Source organism: Bradyrhizobium sp. (genome assembly GCF_035309285.1).
In the GTDB taxonomy this organism is placed as follows: domain Bacteria; phylum Pseudomonadota; class Alphaproteobacteria; order Rhizobiales; family Xanthobacteraceae; genus Bradyrhizobium.
This window is the reverse complement of sequence record NZ_DATGFH010000075.1, coordinates 68,775-85,290: the sequence shown is the minus strand read 5'-3', so window position 1 is coordinate 85,290 and position 16,516 is coordinate 68,775. Positions and strand designations below refer to the sequence as shown.

The 16,516-nt window shown below is 61.5% G+C and carries 19 protein-coding genes and 1 tRNA gene; 11 read left to right on the top strand and 9 right to left on the bottom strand.

Annotation, left to right across the window (positions count from 1 at the left end; genetic code table 11):
• Positions 1-19: 19 nt before the first annotated feature.
• Positions 20-1,024, bottom strand: a complete 1,005-nt coding sequence (gene fgd / locus VKR55_RS14965) for a glucose-6-phosphate dehydrogenase (coenzyme-F420) (protein ID WP_324404675.1) — start codon at positions 1,022-1,024, stop codon at positions 20-22.
• Between the two features lie 104 nt (positions 1,025-1,128).
• Here fgd and VKR55_RS14960 point away from each other — a divergent pair, with 104 nt between their 5' ends.
• The gene (locus tag VKR55_RS14960; RefSeq protein WP_324404674.1) at positions 1,129-2,019 is read left to right on the top strand and encodes an LLM class F420-dependent oxidoreductase; all 891 of its coding nucleotides are present in this window, start codon (positions 1,129-1,131) and stop codon (positions 2,017-2,019) included.
• A gap of 22 nt (positions 2,020-2,041) precedes the next feature.
• On the opposite strand, the gene VKR55_RS14955 is transcribed toward VKR55_RS14960, so the two are convergent.
• Complete coding sequence (locus VKR55_RS14955) at positions 2,042-2,902, bottom strand: TIGR03620 family F420-dependent LLM class oxidoreductase (RefSeq protein ID WP_324404673.1); 861 nt, start codon at positions 2,900-2,902, stop codon at positions 2,042-2,044.
• A 38-nt stretch (positions 2,903-2,940) separates the two neighbouring features.
• Positions 2,941-4,041 (bottom strand): TIGR03617 family F420-dependent LLM class oxidoreductase, encoded by a 1,101-nt coding sequence (locus tag VKR55_RS14950; protein ID WP_324404672.1) that lies wholly within the window; start codon positions 4,039-4,041, stop codon positions 2,941-2,943.
• Between the two features lie 141 nt (positions 4,042-4,182).
• On the opposite strand from VKR55_RS14950, the gene VKR55_RS33090 reads away from it, so the two are divergent.
• The 8 genes from VKR55_RS33090 (at position 4,183) to VKR55_RS14910 (ending at position 7,661) form a co-directional block, all read left to right on the top strand.
• Positions 4,183-4,803: an AMP-binding protein gene (locus VKR55_RS33090; protein ID WP_414642378.1), complete on the top strand. Its 621-nt coding sequence runs from the start codon at positions 4,183-4,185 to the stop codon at positions 4,801-4,803.
• On the top strand, positions 4,737-4,898 hold the full coding sequence (locus VKR55_RS14940) for an AMP-binding protein (RefSeq protein WP_324404741.1): 162 nt from the start codon (positions 4,737-4,739) through the stop codon (positions 4,896-4,898). Before VKR55_RS33090 ends, VKR55_RS14940 begins: the two co-directional genes overlap by 67 nt.
• Before the next feature lie 52 nt (positions 4,899-4,950).
• Positions 4,951-5,958, top strand: a complete 1,008-nt coding sequence (locus VKR55_RS14935) for a hypothetical protein (RefSeq protein ID WP_324404670.1) — start codon at positions 4,951-4,953, stop codon at positions 5,956-5,958.
• A gap of 111 nt (positions 5,959-6,069) precedes the next feature.
• A tRNA-Gln gene (locus VKR55_RS14930) sits at positions 6,070-6,143 on the top strand.
• 162 nt (positions 6,144-6,305) lie between these two features.
• On the top strand, positions 6,306-6,806 hold the full coding sequence (locus tag VKR55_RS14925) for a hypothetical protein (RefSeq protein ID WP_324404669.1): 501 nt from the start codon (positions 6,306-6,308) through the stop codon (positions 6,804-6,806).
• 263 nt (positions 6,807-7,069) lie between these two features.
• Positions 7,070-7,228 (top strand): hypothetical protein, encoded by a 159-nt coding sequence (locus VKR55_RS14920; RefSeq protein WP_324404668.1) that lies wholly within the window; start codon positions 7,070-7,072, stop codon positions 7,226-7,228.
• Entirely contained in the window at positions 7,225-7,485 is a 261-nt protein-coding gene (locus tag VKR55_RS14915) for a hypothetical protein (RefSeq protein WP_324404667.1), read from the top strand. The genes VKR55_RS14920 and VKR55_RS14915 overlap by 4 nt, the downstream gene beginning before the upstream one ends.
• Positions 7,482-7,661, top strand: coding sequence for a hypothetical protein (locus VKR55_RS14910; protein ID WP_324404666.1), 180 nt, complete (start codon positions 7,482-7,484; stop codon positions 7,659-7,661). The genes VKR55_RS14915 and VKR55_RS14910 overlap by 4 nt, the downstream gene beginning before the upstream one ends.
• 490 nt (positions 7,662-8,151) lie before the next feature.
• On the opposite strand, the gene VKR55_RS14905 is transcribed toward VKR55_RS14910, so the two are convergent.
• Both VKR55_RS14905 and VKR55_RS14900 read right to left on the bottom strand, forming a co-directional pair.
• Positions 8,152-8,733, bottom strand: a complete 582-nt coding sequence (locus VKR55_RS14905) for a hypothetical protein (RefSeq protein ID WP_324404665.1) — start codon at positions 8,731-8,733, stop codon at positions 8,152-8,154.
• Entirely contained in the window at positions 8,730-9,494 is a 765-nt protein-coding gene (locus VKR55_RS14900; RefSeq protein WP_324404664.1) for a TIGR04255 family protein, read from the bottom strand. Before VKR55_RS14900 ends, VKR55_RS14905 begins: the two co-directional genes overlap by 4 nt.
• A 404-nt stretch (positions 9,495-9,898) precedes the next feature.
• Here VKR55_RS14900 and VKR55_RS14895 point away from each other — a divergent pair, with 404 nt between their 5' ends.
• Positions 9,899-10,228 (top strand): hypothetical protein, encoded by a 330-nt coding sequence (locus VKR55_RS14895; protein WP_324404663.1) that lies wholly within the window; start codon positions 9,899-9,901, stop codon positions 10,226-10,228.
• Positions 10,229-10,540: 312 nt separating this feature from the next.
• Here VKR55_RS14895 and VKR55_RS14890 read toward each other — a convergent pair whose 3' ends face one another.
• Positions 10,541-11,062, bottom strand: a complete 522-nt coding sequence (locus tag VKR55_RS14890; protein ID WP_324404662.1) for a hypothetical protein — start codon at positions 11,060-11,062, stop codon at positions 10,541-10,543.
• A gap of 132 nt (positions 11,063-11,194) precedes the next feature.
• On the opposite strand from VKR55_RS14890, the gene VKR55_RS14885 reads away from it, so the two are divergent.
• Entirely contained in the window at positions 11,195-12,592 is a 1,398-nt protein-coding gene (locus VKR55_RS14885; RefSeq protein ID WP_324404661.1) for a site-specific integrase, read from the top strand.
• A gap of 332 nt (positions 12,593-12,924) precedes the next feature.
• On the opposite strand, the gene VKR55_RS14880 is transcribed toward VKR55_RS14885, so the two are convergent.
• Genes VKR55_RS14880 through VKR55_RS14870 form a run of 3 tightly spaced genes read right to left on the bottom strand, consistent with a single transcriptional unit; the run spans position 12,925 to position 16,515 of the window.
• Complete coding sequence (locus VKR55_RS14880) at positions 12,925-14,433, bottom strand: ABC transporter substrate-binding protein (protein ID WP_324404660.1); 1,509 nt, start codon at positions 14,431-14,433, stop codon at positions 12,925-12,927.
• A gap of 52 nt (positions 14,434-14,485) precedes the next feature.
• Positions 14,486-15,520, bottom strand: coding sequence for an ABC transporter ATP-binding protein (locus VKR55_RS14875; protein ID WP_324404657.1), 1,035 nt, complete (start codon positions 15,518-15,520; stop codon positions 14,486-14,488).
• Positions 15,517-16,515: an ABC transporter ATP-binding protein gene (locus VKR55_RS14870; RefSeq protein WP_324404656.1), complete on the bottom strand. Its 999-nt coding sequence runs from the start codon at positions 16,513-16,515 to the stop codon at positions 15,517-15,519. Before VKR55_RS14870 ends, VKR55_RS14875 begins: the two co-directional genes overlap by 4 nt.
• Between the last annotated feature and the right edge of the window lies 1 nt (position 16,516).

The following is a 16,516-nucleotide window of genomic DNA, read 5'->3' as shown; positions in this document are numbered from 1 at the left end:
ATCGGCAGGTCCCGCGCACTCAGCCGAAACGCTTGCGCAGCCGCGGCAGCACGTGCTCGCCGTAGAGATTCAGAAAGCGCGCCTGGTCTGGTCCCGGCGCGTGGAACACCAGATTCCGGAAACCGAGACCGACATAGTAACCGATCCGCTCGGCGTGCTCATCGGCGTCGCTGGACACGATCCATCGACTGGCGGCGCGCTCCAGCGGCAGCGCGTCAGCGAGGCGCTGCATCTCAACGGGATCCTCTACCGTCATCTTTTCCTCGGGCGTCAGCGCGAGCGCCGCCCAGTGGCGCGTGTGTTCGAGCGCTCGCACCTTGTCGGTGTCGAATGACACCTTAACCTCGATCATGCGATCGTAGGCTCGCGACGGATCCTCCGACGCCGCGATGCCCTCGGCGACTTTCGGTAACAGCGTCTCGGTGTAGAGCTCGGGCTTCTTGCCGCTGGTACAGATGAATCCCTCGGCAGAGCGGCCGGCGTACCGCGCCACGAGGGCACCCGCGGCTGCGACATAGATGGGCACCGGCGTGTCGGGGCGGTCGTAGATCGTCGCCTTCTCAGTCTTGTAGTACTGGCCTTCGAAGCTCACCCGCTCCTGCGTCCAGAGTGCCCGAATCAGCGTGACAGATTCGCGCAGGCGAGCGAAGCGCTCCTTGAATTCCGGCCAGGGCTGGCCGGTCGGAGGCACTTCGTTGAGTCCCTCGCCGGTGCCGATGCCAAGCACGACGCGCCCCGGGAACATCGCGCCCAACGTGCCGAACGCCTGGGCGACGATGGAAGGATGGTAGCGGAAAGTCGGCGTCAGCACGCTGGTGCCGATCACGACGCGCGACGTTCTGGCGCCCAGCGCGCCCAGCCACGTCAGCGAGAAGGGCGCATGGCCGTCGACGTGCTTCCATGGCTGAAAGTGGTCGCTGATGAAGACCGAATCGAAACCGACTTCCTCGGCAAGACACGAGAAGTCCAGCAACTTGCCCGGCGCGAACTGCTCCGCCGATGCCTTGTATCCGAGCTTGATCACCGCGCGTCTCCTGGCTGGCGCCGGTCGATGCCGATGCCATGGTACCCGTCGCGGAAATCTATAGATTAGCGGGAAACCAGCGACCAGCCAAAAAGGAAGCGACCATGCATCTCGGAATTGCCCTGCCTTTCGGCGACATCGGTGGCGATGGCCCGATCGTGCGCGAATTCGCTGAGCTCGCCGAGGCCGAAGGTTACGAAGGTCTGACGCTGGCGGACCACGTGCTCGGCGGCAACCCGACGAACCCCGCCAGTGGCCGTGCCGGTGGGCTCGGCCTGTTCCACGACCCCTTCGTGGCGTTCGGTTTCATCGCCGCCTGCACGAAGAAGGTCGAGCTCTCCACCCAAGTGCTGATCCTCGCGCAGCGTCAGACGGTGCTGGTCGCCAAGCAGGCTGCCAGTCTCGACGTGCTCAGTGGCGGCCGCTTCCGGTTCGGCATTGGCGTGGGCTGGAACGAGATCGAGTTCGTCGCCCTCAATGAGAATTTCCACACCAGGGGCAAGCGGTCCGAGGAGCAGGTCCAGGTGATGAAAGCGCTGTGGGCCGATCCGTACATTACGTTCGAGGGCAAGTGGCACCGCCTCCAAGACGCCGGCATCAATCCGCTGCCGCCACGCCGCAAAATTCCGCTTTGGTTCGGCGGCCACGTGGACGTGACGCTGCAGCGGATCGCAAAGTGGGGTGACGGCTGGATCATGCTGTCTGAACCGCCGGGACCCAAGGCCGTCGCGGATTTCGACAAGCTGCGCCGCCTGGTAGAAGCCGAGGGACGGGATCCGGCCTCGGTCGGCCTCGAAGTCTGGACCTCAACCGGCACAGGCGCCGAAAAGGACTGGCGCGAGGAAATCAGCTTCTGGAAGAAGGCGGGCGTCACGCATGTCACGCTGCACAACACCTTCGGCGGTTACCACCACAAGCGCATGGCCGGCCGGAGCATGTCCGACCATGTCGACGCGATGCGCCGCTACCGCAACGCCGTCGCCGATCTGCTCTGAGCGAGGACGGCGCACGCGCGTCTCAGGTATCGGCGAGCGCGGCCAGCATGCGGTCGCGGGTAGCGAAATCGCCATCCGCATGAACGGGCTGCAGACAGACATGCGTGGCGCCGGCCGTAAAGTGCGCCCGCAGGCCCCGCCTGATCGTGTCGGCGTCGCCCCATAGAACCATCGCATCGATGAACTGGTCACTACCGCCGTCGGCAAGGTCAGCCTCGGTGAAGCCCTGGCGCAGCCAGCTGTTGCGGTAGTTCGGCAGCGCCATGTAGCGCGACAGTTCCTTGCGCCCGAGCGCCCGCGCCTTCGCCGGATCGGTCTCGAGCGTGACCTTCTGCTCCACCGCGAGCCACTTCGAAGGCCCGAGGATCGCGGCGGCCTGAGCCGTATGCTTCGGCGTGACGTTGTACGGGACAGCGCCACGCGACTTGGCACCGCTCAGCGCCAGCATCTTCGGTCCGAGTGCCGCGACCACGACTGGCGGCAGTTCGCCGGCGGGCGCGAACTTATTGATGCCGTCGAGATAGGCGCCCATCGCCGCCAACGGCTTTTCGTAGCGATGGCCGCGCAGGCCCTCGACCATCGGAATGTGGCTGACGCCGAGACCGAGAACGAACCGGTCGCTGTAGAGCGCGTTCAGCGAGATCATGGCGCGCTGCGCGGTGAAGGAATCGCGTGCATAGATGTTGGCGATCGAACTGCCGATCACCAGCTTCTCGCTGCTCGACAGCAGCCAGGACGCCAGCGACATCGACTCGTAGCCCCGCGATTCGGGGTACCAGAGGGTCGAGTAGCCATTATTCTCGACCGTGCGCACGAAATCGCGCAGCTGCGATCCGTCGAGTTTATCGGTGCTGTACCACACGCCAAGCCGTCCGAGTCTCATGTCGATTGTCTCCGGTTGAAGGTGCGTGCGAGCCGCTATCAGGCTGCGGTTCCCAGAATGGTGCGCCGGGCGCGCGCGACACCCTCGGACTGCATGTCGCTGGCGAGCTGGCGCAGACGCTCGCGATCAGCATCGTTCTTCACCGCGATCGAGAACTCGCAGTTGGTGACTACTCCACCATAGCGCTCGCAGAGCTTGCGGCCGATCGTGTCGTAGGTCGCGATCGTCGCGAAAGTGTGCAAGACCTCGTCGTTGATGTGCTGAGGCATCTCTTCCCAGCGTTGCGCCCGCGATAACAACTTCAGCCGGTCCGCGAGATCGCCCAGACCAATATGATCGAACGCGGCTCGATATTGCGGCGTCGAGGCATAGAAGGCGATCCGCGCGCGCACGTCGCGCACCTTGGGCGCCAGTTCCGCCTCATTGGCGGCTGTGGCGACCAGCGGCTTCATGCAGACCTGAAAACGATCCAGCGACCTTCTGGCCTTGACTGCACCCGACCGCACGGCCGGCAGCATAATCTTCTCGATATAAGATGGCGTGCATACTGGATGCGGCCGGATGCCCTCGGCGACTTCGCCCGCCACCTGACACATCACCAGGTTTACCGCCGCAACATGAATGGGAATGGCGGGATGCTCGATCGGGCCAGGATTGAACAATGGCACCATCAGATTGATGTTGTAATGCGGCCCCTTGACGTCGAGCGGCGTGCCGTTCTGCCAGCAATCCCAGACCGCGCGAACCGCCCTCACGTACTCACGCATCCACGGCCCGGCGGGCGTCCAGGGCATGCCGAAACGCCGCTCGATATGAGCCTTCACCTGCGTGCCGAGGCCGAGGGTGAAGCGGCCGCGGGACAGCTTCTGCAACGTCCACGCGCTCATCGCGATCACGGTCGGACTGCGTGGAAATGCAATCGCGACCGACGTGCCGAGCTTCAGGGTCCGCGTCGCCTGGGCCGCCAGCGCCAGCAGGATGAACGGATCGTCCTTGGTTTCCTCGACCACGAATCCGTCATAGCCGATCTCTTCCAGCAGGCGAGCGTCGGCGGCGATGGAATGGAGATCGAGTGGCATTTCCGGCGCGCGTAGGCCGGGGTCGACCTTGCCCAGCGGCAGCAGTGTTTCAAGCAGCACGTCGTTACTCCACGATGAACGGCTGCCGTAACTTATCACGCCAAGGCTTCGGGCCAAGCCGACGGACACGCCCGATCCTGAGCCATAGAGTTACCTCAGTATAACGGATCGGGGTACTCTTGCGGCCGAGGCGCGGGTCGAATGCCGGCTAGCAGCCGCGTTGGCAGCCGATGTCGCGTCGGTGCCGGAGATCCGGTCATGGGAGGGGCAATGGCGAGTCAAGGGACCTTATCGTGGCCAATGACGCGTGCTCTGGCGACGCGTCCAAACGCTCAAGCGATCGTCGACGGCGAGACATGCCTCACCTACGCGCAATGGGGCCGCAGAGTGCGCGGCCTCACGGCTGGTCTGCGCAACCTCGGTCTCCGTACAGGTGACGTCATCGCATCAATCGGCCAGAACAGCTTTAGACACCTGGAGTGTTGGGTCGGTATTCCCGCGGCAGGAATGGTGCTCAATGATCTCAACTACCGGCTTGCCGTCCGCGAACTGGAATTCATCATCAATGACTGTGAGGCCCGAGCCATCGTCGCCGATGGCGCGTACCTCGAGGTGGCCCGCCAGCTGAAGCAACTATGCCCGTCTCTCGAGTGTCTGGTCTACTTTGGGACAGAGTCCGCTCCAGGCGGATGGGTCCATTGGGACGATTTGTGCTCGGCAACGCCCCTCGATGAGGACCATCCGAGCTCCGCGCGATCGCCGCGGATACGCTTGCCGCCATCTCCTACACTGGCGGCACGACCGGTCGGCCCAAGGGCGTGATGCAGAGCCATGCCAACCTGCTGGCTAATGCCAAGCACACGCTCCTTGCCAACCCGCTGATGCCGACGGATCGCGACTGCAATGCGGCAGGCTGAGATCTGTCGGATAGAATGGGGCGCCTTCTGGGCCGAGGTGGAGCGCCGGCAAATGTCGGAGCCGACGGCCTTTCCGCCCGGGTCGATCGGCGATCTCATTGTGCGCTACCGCGAGAGTGAAGAGTTCAAACAAAACTCCGAGGGCACACAGTCCAACTACGAAGTGCACATGCGCCGGTTCGAGTCTCGCGAGAACTGGGGCATGGTGACCGTCAACGACCTGACACCGCTCGCCGTCCAGACTGCGCGCGACGCCATGAAAGAAACGCCGGTCATGGCGAACCAGATGCTCTCGGTCGGGCGCACCATCTGGGACTGGGCGATCCCGCTCGACCTCGCCAAGCTCAATCCCTTCGACAAGGTGAAGGACCTCGACATCCCTGACCGCGGGCATGTCCCATGGCCATCGTGGGTGATCGATTACGTTATCGCAAACACCTCACCCGGCCTGGTGCGCATGGTGCGGCTTGGCGTCATGACGTGCCAGCGTGGAAGCGATCTGATCCGCATGGGCCAGGAGCATCGCGACGGCAACGGCATCTGGTGCCGGCCGAAAAAGACCCGCAAGCGCCGGCGCGCCTTCCATATCCCGCTCGCCACGGCCGATGCGCTCGAGCTCGACCGCTGGGCCGAGACGCCGATGAAGTTTACGAACTCTCGCTGGAAGAAGCCGATCGCCCGACACCGGGGGGATCTGTACCTCTATTCCCCGAAGGCCGCGCAATACACCCCGGATGGTCTCCGCGCACGCTGGGGACGTTGGCTGGCCGATACGGAGGCAGGCAAGACTGTCTGCAAGCGCTGGAAAGAGTGGGTCGCTGGCCAAGTGAAGAAATACGACTGGGATATCGACCCGGACGATGCCGACCACCCCACCATCCATGGGCTCCGCGGCACGGGCATCTTGGCCCGCGCCGAGCAGGGCTATGAGGTCGATCAGATCGCCAACGATATCGGCATGTCGCGTCAGAACGTTGAGCACTACATGCGCTTCCGCGACCAGATGAAGGTTGCCGCCGACGGTCAGAAGCGGCTGCGCCTGGTGAACAAAGGGGACTAGACCGCGAACGTTGGCGCCGCTATATCAGCGCTGCAAATCGCCGGATTTGGAAAACTCCTTGGCGATCTTGGAAAACTTCCAGAAAAAGTGCTGATAGATCAAGCGCTTCAATGGGGAATGGTGTAACGGTAGCACAACAGACTCTGACTCTGTTTGTCTTGGTTCGAATCCAGGTTCCCCAGCCACCATATCGAATTGAAATACCTCACGTTTTTGATAAACTCCTCCGGAATGGCGATTTTATGTCGCGGCCTGTGTCGCACCTCCTGTTATTGATTTATAAGGGTTTTTATTGTCTACGGGCTGTTAGACGCGACACGGTCGCAACATGACACGGACGGCTGCCGATGACCGATGAGCAGTGGTCTACCCTCACAGCCTGGCTGAAAGTTCCCGCCGCAGCGCGTGTGCCAATCGAGAACGAGCTAGATCTGTACTCGCGTGTCGCCGCGGCTGGGACCGGCCCGCGACCGAGTGAAGTGAGAAGCAAGCTGGAACACGCAGCTAAGCTGGCGAGCGAACTGCTTGAGGCCATCGAGGAGCTTGGTCCAGAGGAGCACGACGCGCTGTGCGCGAGCCAGCCCGTCACCGTTGGACCGGAGACCAATGCGGCTGAGCTTGCTCGCATGGTCGGACATTCGCGTGCCACTCCACGCTTAGACGCGCTCAAGCTCCTCGCCAAACAGCATGCTCATGCAGTCGCCATACGCGACTGCATGACGACCGCAGCCGCATCGATCGCAAGGGGCAAGACCCGCGACGCGAGCAACGTTCGGGCCTTGGTGCGGCGCGTGAGCAAGATCATCGAGGCGCACACCGGCGAGCCGCTCAGGCGCGAGCGCAGATAGGTCGGGAGCATGACGAATGGCCGGACCTTGCCCCGTCGACGATTGCAGATAAACAGCGCCGCGGCTTCAAGGTGCCGGCTCCCTTGTTACGATCGGGCCAGATGAGAGATTCCATATCATGGACAGCACGGCCTACATCAGACGGCGCTGAAGTCGCCATTGGGTCTGACCTAGACGTTGCTCTTTGGATGGAAATTGGTACGCGTCACGTCCCGCCCAGAAGTTTCTTACGCAGCTCACTTATGTCGATGGAGTCTCGGATCGTGAAGATGGCGGCCCGCATGGCCGTCTCTACGCTCAGCGGCGATGGCCACAACAGCGCGCAACTGCGCGAACTGCTGCACTTGGCGCGGCACGCATGGCATCAAATCAAAGAGGACTTTGAGCTACTGACCAACGATGACGATGGAGACGATAGATGACGACACTGGGGAGCGCGCCTGGAGGCGCGCAGTTCATCGATAGCTTGGTCGAGGCGATCAAGACACTCGCGCTCCTATATGCGAGCACGCCAGATGCGCGCGCATTGCCTCACCTGGAGCAGTACGCCGCCATGATCCAGCCGGCAGTTTCAGAAGCGATCGGCGCCGGCTCCGCGGCGCGGTTGCTGAACGCCTTCCGCAGCGCCGTCATGACGGAGAAGCACCGAATCGAGTCTAGCGGAGCGTCGCGCGCATGAGGCAGTCAAGCGACGTGCCACCCAAGATCATTGTGCCCATCACGATCCCCCGCCACACGGTCGACAGCTTGCGCTCGGAAGCGCGACGGCGCGACGAGCGCGCAGATGAACTCGCCTCCCGGATCATCACCAACGTCGTCACTGACTCGCTGTTCGCAGCAGTGCTGGATCACTGATTTTCAGACTTCAGCCGCAACCACCAAAGCGTCAAGACCTAAGGGCACGTATGGCCCGACAGCGGGCCGAACTTTGCCCGCAGCAGAACTTTGAGTTCGCTCTTATCGTTCTTCTTTGCTCCGTCAGAGAAAGCCAAGTGCGCGTGCGCCTCAAATTCGTCAGGGCAATGGGACACAGTAATAGATATTCCACCCTTGCTCCGCAGAGCCCGAATTTCTGCGACTTTTGCCGTTATCGATCCGAAATAAGTCGACTTCGTTCGGCCGCTCTTCCTGTCTGATCCTTGCTTGTCGCATCCGATTGCGTGGACGTCGACCATGGCCGGAGCCTTCGCTCTCCATACGACGGACTCGCACGCGCCCTGGTCGGATGGAAACTGGAAAATGTTGTCCCAGTGAAGATCATCCCTGCCTGCCGGCCTCATGAAAGGTTCAAACAGCAGTCGGGAGACCTCATCCGTGTCGGGAATGTATTCCGGCACGTAACAACCTACTTCGATGGGATGCGATCAAAAATGGCCTTTGGTATCTTTAGGCCGAGGAAACGTTGCGCGTCGACGTGCTGAGCTTCCGGTGTACCGAGGCCGCATGCTAGATGCAGATCGCGTTTCTCGACCGTGACGACGCAGCTTTGCCCTCCGGGCAAATTATCCCAAACAAACATCACGTCACCTTCACCATCTGGGGCGACACGCGGAAGGCGAGCGTTGCCCGGAAGGCATTCTAGGAATTTCTTCGCGCTTTGAGCCGAAGCCTCAGACACCCTTGTTCCCCTGCCACTCCAGTTGGGCGCAGAACTTTTCATGGCCGTGACGGCATCGATAAGGCGCGCCTTTCGCTTTTCAAATTCGACTTGTTCGGATGATTTCGTCTTGTCACCAACAGGGTCGACGGGCGCGGCTGTCTGCTGGAACTGACCAACAGCAAAATTCGAGTAGCCTGTCATCTCGGCTACACCGGCATAAACGGACAAGGCGTAGGTGACCCAAAACACACCACCGCTATCGGGCGTTCCGGTAATCTCCGTGATCCCACCGCTATTCCGATATATTTGAGCACCGGTCGACGTCATTTTAACCTTCCAAAAAGGTAGCTCTTAAGTGTCTTGGTCGAAGACGAATCGAAGCTGGCCCACACATCCTCGTGTAAAATCTCTAAATTTTTTGCAATCTGCCTCTCAACGGCGTCGAACTGTGTCATCGTAATCCGGTCGATATCCAAAACAACGGCTCCAATCGGCCAATCGGGACCGGATGGTTGTCTCGCGAGCGTTACAAGTCGCAGATGCGACGGCATCGGACTGGACTCGACCCTGCCTAAGAAGTTCTCCTTTGACGAAATTAGCGCCTTAGGCAAGTCATCGGTCGGCTGCAGCCAATCGCTCAGGCGCGGGTGTTTCTTCGTCAGCACGATCCTGTTGATGTACCGAAGTCCAACCTTCGTGATGGTAGAGGCTTTGGTCCTGGGCTGCGACGCCAACCAAAGCTCTAGCAACTTCTCCTTGAAAGCCTTCCAACCCAGATAGGGCTCTGTTGATTGATAGACAAAGCTCGTATTTGAGATTTGCACGAACCGCTTGCCTTCGGACGTTGTAAAGCGAAACGCGCTATTCAGGTTCGGTTGCGGCTGAAGGGGCGGGACAGGTACGGGCTGGCCAACCATAAATTGAAGCTGAACCTGCGTCTGAACGGGCTGGATCTCCGGAAACTCCGACGAAAAGGTTGGGTACAACTCCGCCGCTCGCAAATTGATTTCCTCGTCGGAGGAAAATGCGATTTCGCAGAGAACTTGGACGATGGTTGGCTTCGGATATGTCGGATGGGGCGTGGGCATGACCAAAGACGTCAAGAATCGTCGTCGTCAATTAGGTCATCAAGAGCTTGGCCGAGTCAAATTTCGGGAGAAGACTTTCCCTCAATGAACCTGTCGCTGTACACCAGATATGGGCATTTAGCATAATGGTTACAAGCCTCTAGGCAGAGTCAACATGCTCGGTTGCTCCGGCTGGAGGCCCGGGGGCCGGCTACAGCCAACGGCGTCGAGCCACTAGCAAATGCACCGGTTCGGTGCGTGACATGAGTCCGTTCTTTGGGTAAGCCCACGCGCCAAGCCGGATCTGAGGTCGCAGCCTTTTCCCGGCGCCCCACAAAGGAGACCAAGCCAGCCCCGCGCCATATCCCGGCGCTGGCGCGGTGTTGGTCATTCCCTTGCGCCGGGTTTTAATGGAGATGCGACCTATGCCTACCCCCACTCAAGGCCCCGACGCCGAACTCCTCGCCATGATCCAGCGCCACGATCAGGCGTGGTCGCGCTGGGGTCAGCTTGCCAAGGAAAACGAGGACGACCCGCGCATCGATGCTCTTAGCGACGAGTGCGGCAAGCTGGAGCCGTTGATCGTCGCAACACCCGCGAGCACGGCAGAGGGCCTCACGGGCAAAAGGCGCATTGTCGCTAAGGTCGGCTATGCCGGCATCAACGGCAACCCTGGGCTCGCCTGTGGCGATCTAGGCGAGCTTGTCGAGGCCATCCTCATGCTCGACGCTGATCGCATCGCTGCGGCAGGCTGAGTTGTTTGTCCCAGCCTGGGATGAACGCGTCGATTTGTGGGAATCGGGGATAAACTCAAGTCGCTGTTTGGCTCGACTCACCTGGCGATGTGAACTTTCCGGCCGCTCAACCACTGGAGGACGAAATGGCCACATCGAAAAAAGAAGCGAGTCAGGCGGGAAAAGACCTTCGGAATCCAAGAACCCCGAAAAGAGACCGCGGACCAATCGCTTCAGCTCTCGCGCAGGCAAAGCACAAACCAAAGCCTAAACCTCGCGGGAAGTAATGGTTGCGGAAAATCGAAGGCTCGCCGTCCCCGGCGGGCCATTTTCCTAGTCTCCTTCGCCGTCCGCCGCTATGACGTGGAACCAGAGACCCATCGATTTTTGCAGGAGGTACTTTCTTTCCTCTGTAAGGAGGCTGATTTCGTCGCCAACCTCAAGACCGCTTGTTAGCGTCGAAAGAACTTTGCTGCGTGCATCCGCGCTCATTTCGGGCGTCGTAGCTGCAATCAGAGCATTGTAACCCAACAAACATTTTGCGACGTCTGCTGGCCCCTCTGTGCCACTACAGATCATGGTTATTGCAACCACATCCTTCTCGCCCTTCTTGGATTCGGCCATTACGGCGAGCACATTGCCGATCTTGAAATTGCAGACAGTTCGTTTGTCTTTACCTCCGTCTAGACATCCCATTGGCACCACATCGTCTCGGACTGACATCTTTGTCAGTGCCTTCTTAAGGTCGGCTCTGACAGATGCGAATGTGATTGGCTGGAGGTTGTCTGAATCGGCGTTTGCTGAGGCCGAGCTGAGAGCGAGGCAAGTAACGGCAAAGGCAATCCTCAAATTCATTTCGATGAATCTCCCCCTTTTCACACATGCTAACGCAACCCAAACGCGCATAAAAGCGGGCATCCGGGGTCTTGACTAACGGAAAAATATGCGACATAAAAGCGTTTGACAGACCCTCAGGAGGCCCCTCCCATGTCAGTTCGGAAGCGCACTTGGTTCACCAGCATCCAGATCCGCACGAAGGCGGAGGAGTTGGCGACGGAGGCCGGACAGGCGGACTGGCACCAATACAAAGCCTCCGCCAATGCAGCACTGGCCGAGGCGCTTCGCGTGTCTCAAGACAAGAAGGCCGACAAGCGCGAGGCCGCCGCGGCGGCCCTCACTCTCAAGAAGTACCCGCCGCAAGAGGCCTGGGTCGTTGACTACGCCACGAACGGCGGTCGGCACATCAAGACCTTCGCCAAGAAGAAGGAGGCTGACGAGTTCGCCGCGACCGCAAAGGTCGAGGTGCGACACGGCATCCATACCCCATCGAGCAAGAGCATCACTGTGGCGGAGGCTGGCAAGCTCTGGCTTGCCAGCGCCGAAAGGAACAAGCTGGAGCGCACGACGATCGATGGCTACAAGCAGCACCTTGCCTTGCATATCGAGCCGTTCCTCGGCAGCACGAAGCTGTCCGACTTGAGCACTCCGATGGTGCGCGAGTTTGAAGACAAGTTGGCCGCCGATAAGACCACCCCGCGCTCTACTGCATTGATCAAGAAAGTTCGGGGGAGCTTGGGTGCTATCCTTGCTGACGCACAGGAGCGAGGCCTAGTCGCTCGTAACGTGGTCCGGGAACTTCGCTCTGGCCGGCGCCGCGGCAAGGAGCGGCGCGCCGATCGTCGCCAGAAAGGCAAGCTCAAAGTTGGTGTCGATATCCCCTCCCCGACCGAGATCAAGGCCATCATCGAGGCAACAGAAGGCCGTTGGCGACCTTTCTTCTTAACAGCCATCTTCACGGGATTGCGCGCGAGCGAACTGCGTGGCCTCCGGTGGGCTGACGTCGATCTCAAAAAGGCGGAACTGCATGTTACGCAGCGCGCGGATGCCTATCGCGAGATCGGCGCTCCTAAGTCAGAAGCAGGGCACCGCACCGTGCCGCTCACCCCCAAGCTTCTGCGCGCCCTTACGGAGTGGAAGCTCGCCTGCCCCAAGGACGACAAGGGCGACCTTGGACTGGTCTTCCCGAATACTGAGGGCAAGGTCGAATGGCACGCCAACATCATCAACCGGGCATGGATGCCGTTGCAGATCGCGGCTGGCGTGACGGTGCAGGTCCGCGACGACGACGGCAAGCTGGTCCGCGATGAGAAAGGCAAGCCCGTCCTTCAGGCCAAGTACACCGGCCTCCACGCGCTGCGGCACTTCTATGCTTCCTGGTGTATCAACCGTGAGTCCGACGGCGGTTTGGAGTTGCCGGCGAAGGTGGTTCAGGAGCGGCTTGGCCACTCCTCAATCACCGTGACGCTGGACACATATGGCCACTTGTTTCCGAGGGGTGATGATTCCGAGAAGCTCGCTGAGGCTGAAAATCGACTGTGGGCTTAGGCGCGACACAAACGCAACATATCAGCAAATTCGTCAATCAAAACAGTGATAAACTAGAGACTCTGACTCTGTTTGTCTTGGTTCGAATCCAGGTTCCCCAGCCACACTCAAAATCCCGAACAAGCATCTGATTTGAATAGGCTTTTCCGCCAGGGACGGTGGACCCGTCAGGCCCATTCTGGACCGCGATTTCCACCGCCAGACGTAAACCAGGGTAAGGCGCGCCGTGCTGCCGGAGTCGCGGCGCGGTCCGAGTCCTCGCGAGCCGCAAACAGCCGTCCTCCCGCAACACCGGGCGCCTTCACGTTCAGTCCCCGCCTGTGACTGGCGCGCTACTCCCAGGACCAGGTTGAGAAGTCATTCTCGAACTGCGGCACGTCCTTCCAGACGCCCTTCAGCTTCTTGTTCGTGATGGTGATCAATTGCGGCTGGTACAGGAAGCCGGCCACCGCGTCGGTCGCCAGCATGCGCTGGGCATCGCCCAGCAGTTTTGCGCGGCCGGCTTCGTCAGGCGTCGTCACGATGGACTTGTAGAGCGCGTCGAACGCCGGTGAATTGTAGCCGAAATAATAATCGCTCTCGGTCATCTTCACGAGGTCGAACGGCTCGACATGCGACACGATCGTCAGGTCGTAATTATGCGGCCCGTTCTGAGTGAACACCTGCGACAGCCACTGCGCCCATTCGACGTTCTCGATCTTGGCGACGATTCCGACCTTGGCGAGTTGGGCTGCGAGAACCTCCCCGCCCTGCCGCGCGTAGGCCGGCGGCGGCAGCTTGAGCGAGAGTTCGAGCGGCGTTTTGACGCCGGCCTCCGCCAGCAGCTTCTTCGCCTTCTCCGGGTCATAGGGGTTGATGCCGGTGGTGTCGACATAACCGAGCGAGCCCGGCACGTAGAAGCTGCCGATCGGTGTGCCGAAACCGTCGGCGGCACCTTCGATCATGGCCTTGCGGTCGATCGCCGCAAGAATGGCGCGACGAACCCTGACATCGTCGAGCGGCTTGTGCCGTTCGTTGATGGCGACGATGGTCTTTGCCTTGGAGCCGCCGATCAGAACCTTGAAGCGCGGATCGGACTTGAATTGCGCAAGGCTCCTTCCGGCCGCCACACGCGGAAACGCATCGACATCGCCGGACAACAACGCCGCGACCTGGGCTGCTGGATCGCTGATGAAGCGGATGGTGACCTTGGCGAGCTTGATCGCGCCGGCGTCGCGATAACCGGGCCATTTGACAAGCGTGATCGACGATCCCTTGGCCCAGGCGCCGAGTGTATAGGGCCCGGTTCCGACCGGCTGCGTGACGTTGGTCGGCGCGCTCTTCGGCTCGACGATGGACGCCGTGGCCTGGCCGAGCAGGAACGGCAGGTTCGGCTCGGAATATTTCAGTTTGACCACGACAGTGTCGGCATCCGGCGCGGTCACGGACTCGAAGCTCTGGAACAGGCTCTTGTCCTTGTTCGTGCTGGTCGGAGCCGCCGCGCGGTCAAAGGAGAACTTGACGGCTGCCGAATTGAAAGGTTCGCCGTTCTGGAATTTAACGCCCTTGCGAAGCCTGAACGTATAGGTCTTCAGGTCGGGCGAAGCCTGCCAGCTCTCGGCCAGCAACGGTGAGACCGAGCCGTCTTCCCTGATCTTGGTCAGCGTCTCATAGACGTTGTAGAGGGTGACTTCCGCGATCGCGGATGCGGCGGCGTTGGTCGGGTCGAGCCCGGGCGGCTCCAGCGCCATGGCCATCACGACGCTGTCCTTCTTGGACTGCGCAAGGCTCGGCAGCGGCGTCATCGCCAAGGCGACTGTCGAGGTGGCCGCTACCACGAGAATGGATAGGTTTTTGAACATCCGTCTGCTCCCTGCACCAATTTTGCTCGCCAAACCCGGCAACCCGGAAAGGTCAGCCCTCCTCCGGCACCGGCGATGGCAGCGCCATCACCGCCTCGGCCTGGTGGCACGCGGCGAGATGCGCCTTTCCGACCTTGCGTAGCGCAGGCGCGGCCTCGCGACAATGCTTGTCCGCCAAGGGACAGCGTGCGACGTAAGGACACCCGGACGCACTCACCGACTGCGAGGCAGTCGCTCGCGCTCCCCGACGGCGGCGAGCGCCTCGAGCCTGGGCGCGGGGAACGGCATCGAGCAGGGCCCGCGTGTAGGGGTGGGCACAATGTTCGAACAAATCTTCAGGGCGCCCCTGCTCCACGATTCGGCCGAGATACATCACCGCGACCTCGTCGCAGAGATAGTCGACGACCGCGAGATCGTGGCTGATCAGGACATAGCTAAGCCCGAATTGCTCCTGCAGGTCCTGCAGCAGATTGAGCACCTGCGCCTGAACAGAGACGTCGAGCGCACTGACGGGCTCGTCGGCGACGATCAGCCTGGGTTGGGTGATGAGCGCGCGAGCGATCGCGATGCGCTGCCGCTGCCCGCCCGAGAATTCGTGCGGATACTTGTCCATATCGGCGTCGCGCAGACCCACCTGCCTCAGCACCGCGGCGACGCGTTCCCGCAACACGGCCCGATCCATCCGCCCAAGCGCCGTGAGCGGTTCGGCGACGACGCGCGCAATCGTTTGCCGCGGATCCAGGGAGCCATAGGGGTCCTGAAACACCATCTGGAAATCGCGGCGGGCACGCCGCAACTCGTCCGGCGCCATCCGGTTGAGATCGCGGCCGAGCAGCGACACCGACCCTGATGTCGGCCGCTCCAGCGCCATGGCGAGGCGGGCGAAGGTCGATTTGCCCGAGCCGGATTCGCCGACCACGCCAAGACTCTTGCCGGCCGTGACGGTTGCGGTCACGCCATTGAGGGCAAGCACCTCGCCTGGCGGGCGGAACAGGCTTTCGCGCGGCAGCGCGTAGCGCTGCACGAGATCCTTCACGTCGAGCAGCGGCAAGTCGGGCGTGGATGGAATGGAGTCCAGCGTGGTCATGCGAGCTCGGCCATCGAAACGTTGGTTCTAAGGCAGCGCACCTGATGGTCCGCCTTCACCTCCACCGCCGGTGGAAGCGCCGCACGGCATCGGCTCTGAACGATCGCGCAACGATCGGCGAAGGCGCAGCCGGCCGGCAGGTCGGCCAACTCCGGCACCGTGCCGGCAATGGTCTTCAGCCGCGTGCCTTTCTTTGCACCAAGCCGCGGACGGGCACGAAACAGGCCTTGAGTATAGGGATGCCCCATGCGCGCGAATACTTCCGCCGTTGGGCCGCTCTCGACGACGGTGCCGCCATACATCACCATCATCTTCTGCGCGTTCTCGGCGATGACGCCGAGATCGTGCGAGATCAGGATCATCGCCATACCGCGCTCGTCGACCAGATCGGCGATCAAATCAAGGATTTGCCCCTGGAGCGTCACATCAAGCGCGGTGGTCGGCTCGTCGGCGATCAGCACGTCGGGCTGGCAGGCGAGAGCCATGGCGATGGTGATGCGCTGGCGCTGGCCGCCGGAAAACTGGTGCGGATAAGCATCGGCGCGCCTGGCCGCATCGGGCAGGCCGACGCGGTCAAGCAAGGCAATCGCCTCCTTGCGCGCTGCCGCGGCAGACAGCTCCTTGTGGCGCCGCAGCGGCTCGGCCACCTGTCGCCCGATCGTGTGCATCGGATTGAGCGCGGTCATCGGCTCCTGAAAGATCATGCTGATGCGATTGCCGCGCAGCTTGCGGTAATCCGCGTCCTTCAGCCCCACCAGCTCGCTGCCGTCGAGCCGAACACTGCCGCTGACGACGGCGCTGTCCGGCAGCAGTCCCATCAACGCCAGCGCCGTGACGGATTTGCCGCATCCGGACTCGCCGACCAGGCCGAGCGTCTCCCCTCGCAGAAGCGAAAAACTGACCTTGCGGACGGCCTGCGCAGCGCCGCGGCTGGTGTTGAGCCTGACGCCGAGGTCTTCGACCTCGATCAGTGGCGGGTTTGCGGATGCGTTCATT

Coding starts and splice junctions, on each gene's coding strand:
- VKR55_RS14955 (WP_324404673.1), bottom strand. CDS start 2,902: ATGAGACTCGGACGGCTTGGCGTGTGGTACAGCACCGATAAACTCGAC.
- VKR55_RS14895 (WP_324404663.1), top strand. CDS start 9,899: ATGCCTACCCCCACTCAAGGCCCCGACGCCGAACTCCTCGCCATGATC.
- VKR55_RS14900 (WP_324404664.1), bottom strand. CDS start 9,494: ATGCCCACGCCCCATCCGACATATCCGAAGCCAACCATCGTCCAAGTT.
- VKR55_RS14885 (WP_324404661.1), top strand. CDS start 11,195: ATGTCAGTTCGGAAGCGCACTTGGTTCACCAGCATCCAGATCCGCACG.
- VKR55_RS14870 (WP_324404656.1), bottom strand. CDS start 16,515: ATGAACGCATCCGCAAACCCGCCACTGATCGAGGTCGAAGACCTCGGC.
- VKR55_RS14925 (WP_324404669.1), top strand. CDS start 6,306: ATGACCGATGAGCAGTGGTCTACCCTCACAGCCTGGCTGAAAGTTCCC.
- VKR55_RS14905 (WP_324404665.1), bottom strand. CDS start 8,733: ATGACGTCGACCGGTGCTCAAATATATCGGAATAGCGGTGGGATCACG.
- VKR55_RS14910 (WP_324404666.1), top strand. CDS start 7,482: ATGAGGCAGTCAAGCGACGTGCCACCCAAGATCATTGTGCCCATCACG.
- VKR55_RS14960 (WP_324404674.1), top strand. CDS start 1,129: ATGCATCTCGGAATTGCCCTGCCTTTCGGCGACATCGGTGGCGATGGC.
- VKR55_RS14890 (WP_324404662.1), bottom strand. CDS start 11,062: ATGAATTTGAGGATTGCCTTTGCCGTTACTTGCCTCGCTCTCAGCTCG.
- VKR55_RS14935 (WP_324404670.1), top strand. CDS start 4,951: ATGTCGGAGCCGACGGCCTTTCCGCCCGGGTCGATCGGCGATCTCATT.
- VKR55_RS14875 (WP_324404657.1), bottom strand. CDS start 15,520: ATGACCACGCTGGACTCCATTCCATCCACGCCCGACTTGCCGCTGCTC.
- VKR55_RS33090 (WP_414642378.1), top strand. CDS start 4,183: ATGCCGGCTAGCAGCCGCGTTGGCAGCCGATGTCGCGTCGGTGCCGGA.
- VKR55_RS14915 (WP_324404667.1), top strand. CDS start 7,225: ATGACGACACTGGGGAGCGCGCCTGGAGGCGCGCAGTTCATCGATAGC.
- VKR55_RS14880 (WP_324404660.1), bottom strand. CDS start 14,433: ATGTTCAAAAACCTATCCATTCTCGTGGTAGCGGCCACCTCGACAGTC.